This is a genomic window from Vibrio sp. 10N.286.48.C11, from assembly GCF_041469805.1.
Classification (GTDB): Bacteria; Pseudomonadota; Gammaproteobacteria; order Enterobacterales; family Vibrionaceae; genus Vibrio; species Vibrio crassostreae_C.
The window spans coordinates 1-2,437 of sequence record NZ_JBFRLK010000057.1; the positions used below are offsets into that span (position 1 = coordinate 1).

2 protein-coding genes are annotated in these 2,437 nt (G+C 43.0%); both read right to left on the reverse strand.

The annotated features are described in order from the left end of the window. Nucleotides 1-130: 130 nt before the first annotated feature. A complete protein-coding gene (locus tag AB4209_RS15585) occupies nucleotides 131-1,135 on the reverse strand; it encodes a metal-dependent hydrolase (RefSeq protein WP_372056423.1) in 1,005 nt (334 codons plus the stop codon). 227 nt (nucleotides 1,136-1,362) lie between these two features. Next, on the reverse strand, nucleotides 1,363-2,172 hold the full coding sequence (locus tag AB4209_RS15590) for a sulfite exporter TauE/SafE family protein (RefSeq protein ID WP_372056425.1): 810 nt from the start codon (nucleotides 2,170-2,172) through the stop codon (nucleotides 1,363-1,365). Nucleotides 2,173-2,437 lie beyond the last annotated feature (265 nt).

Genomic DNA, 2,437 nt, shown 5'->3' on the forward strand with positions numbered 1-2,437 from the left:
GACTTCAGGTCGCACGGGCATAAATGAGCTATAGCTTCCCCTAAATTAACAATTCAGAGATAACTAAACGTATGGAAAGTCGCTTAACGTAGCATCCAGTATTGACGGTGCAGATCAGTTTAAAACTAGCTCATTTATCGCCAGTAAGCATATCGAAGAAGATCTGTCTCGACTCAGGTGTGTTGTCTCTATGAGTTTCGTATCTTACATGCGTGTTTGCATCAACTGCTTTTGATAGCTTGATGCTCCAAAGTGCTTTCATTTGATTCGGTACAATTGAATATCGGACATCGATAATACGTAGCTCGTCTGTTGGGTCCTGAGCAATATAACCATTTGAAAACCAGAGGAAACGTTCAATGTCTTTGGCTTGTTGAGAGTCAGGATCAAGCCAAGTTAAATCTCTGCTAACGTTCAGCTTAGCGGTCGACTCTCCGGGATACGTGCTTACCGATGTACCAACCCGCACTGCGTCTACATGATAATGAGCCTCTGTTTCGTACACCACTTTCCAAACCAAGATATTCGCAAAGCTTGGTTTTGCCTCTAATCGAATCGGTGTGTGTTGCCTTTCTTGCGCTAATTGCCACCCAATCGCCTCTGCCCTGTCTCGCTGAATCATCCCTAATGTTGGATAAATTAACGCCCAAGCAAACGCAACACGCGCTAGCCAAGGTGCTCGTTTTAACGTCGCAAACACAAGCAACACTAAGATGGGCAGCGTATAAACAGGGTCGATGATTGATATGGTGTTCCAAGCAAAACGCGCGTTGGTGAAAGGCCAAAGTAACTGCGTACCATAAGTGGTACAAGCGTCTAACAGCGCGTGAGTGCCATACCCCAGAGCGCAAAACAGCCAACTTTGTTTGAAAGAAAGCCCACGTTTTTTTGCAATCAGGTGATGCAGAACCAAAGCGCAGATCAAACTGCCAATGGGAATAAAGAAGAGTGAATGGGTAAATTGTCGATGAAATTCCAAAGCCAACAAAGGGTCACTTTGAGACTTAATCAGTGCATCCAAATCTGGTGCTAACCCGGAGAGCAGCCCTAATACCCCAGCAACAACCAAATGTTGTTTTTTGCTGGCCGATTGTGACAAAGAAGCGCCTAACACGCCCTGCGTTAAAGGATCCATAAATCACTCATTGATAGCATTCCGTTGAATCAAACAAAATACATTTAGCTATAGCGGTGAACTGTTCATAACTAAACGGTTTTATCAATATACTCATGTACATAGCTGTATAAGCATAGACCGATAAACAAAAAAAGAGCAGTTATGAAACTGCCCTTTTCTAATTATTGGTGGTTGATCAATTTATTCGTTTTTGTTCTGTATATTCACACTTGAACGATCTTTTATTAACGAGCAACCATGCTTGCTGCGATAACCACCAGCAGTACTGAGAAGATTTTCTTAATCGTTGGAACCGGTAAATGGTTGGTGGCTTTTGCGCCTAACGGAGCCGTAAACCAAGACGTGCACACAATACCCAACAGCGCAGGCAGATAAACAAAGCCAGCAAAGCCATCTGATAGAGCAAAGTGGCTGCTGCCTGAACTGATGTAACCTATCGAGCCAAACAACGCGATCACAATGCCACAAGCCGAGGCACAACCGATGGCCTTTTTCATATCGACAGAGAAGAACGTTAATAGCGGAACCAGCAATGCTCCGCCACCAATACCTATCATGGCAGATAAGCCACCCGTAATGGTTGTCAGCACAGTGAGCACACCTTTGTTCGGCAGTTTTCGTTCCTTAGGCGCATCATTTTTGCTGCTTAAGAACATCTTGATCGCAATAAGAACCAAACTCACAGCAAACACAATACGAACGACTTTTTCCGGTAACAACGCCGCCATAAAACCACTAACCAATGCACCCAGAGCAACACCGAGCATGATCCAAGGCGCCAGATCCCAAGGCACTTTGCCATTCTTGTGGTGAGCGAGTGCAGAAGATGTTGAAGTGAACAGTATCGATGCCAACGAGGTAGCAATCGCCGCGACAACAACTTGGTCGGATGGTAGAACTTCTAAATACAGTAAAATGCTGCTTAACACAGGAACAATGATCAGCCCTCCGCTAATACCTAACAAACCGGCTAGAAACCCAACACCACTGCCCAGTAACGCACAGTAGAAAATCAACAACAGCAATTCACTCATTTCATCCATCTCTTAATTAAATTAATCGTCTTAAATAACACACTATTAATGCGGTTATATTTCCATCAAGCTAATTAATATAACTGACACCGACTAAAATATTCAAACAGAATAGATCATGAATATTCCTCATGTTGAATGTGAAGTAATACCATTGTTAATGGTCAACCTATCAACGTATAAAAACCTTAAGCGATTAACTTTATACGACATTAATTCTACTAAGCATTAATTTCAGACAGCATAGCAGGGCAAGATCATGAAA

Bases quoted from the DNA above. Each gene is read 5' to 3' on its own strand.
- AB4209_RS15585 (WP_372056423.1), bottom strand. From the start codon at position 1,135: ATGGATCCTTTAACGCAGGGCGTGTTAGGCGCTTCTTTGTCACAATCG.
- AB4209_RS15590 (WP_372056425.1), bottom strand. From the start codon at position 2,172: ATGAGTGAATTGCTGTTGTTGATTTTCTACTGTGCGTTACTGGGCAGT.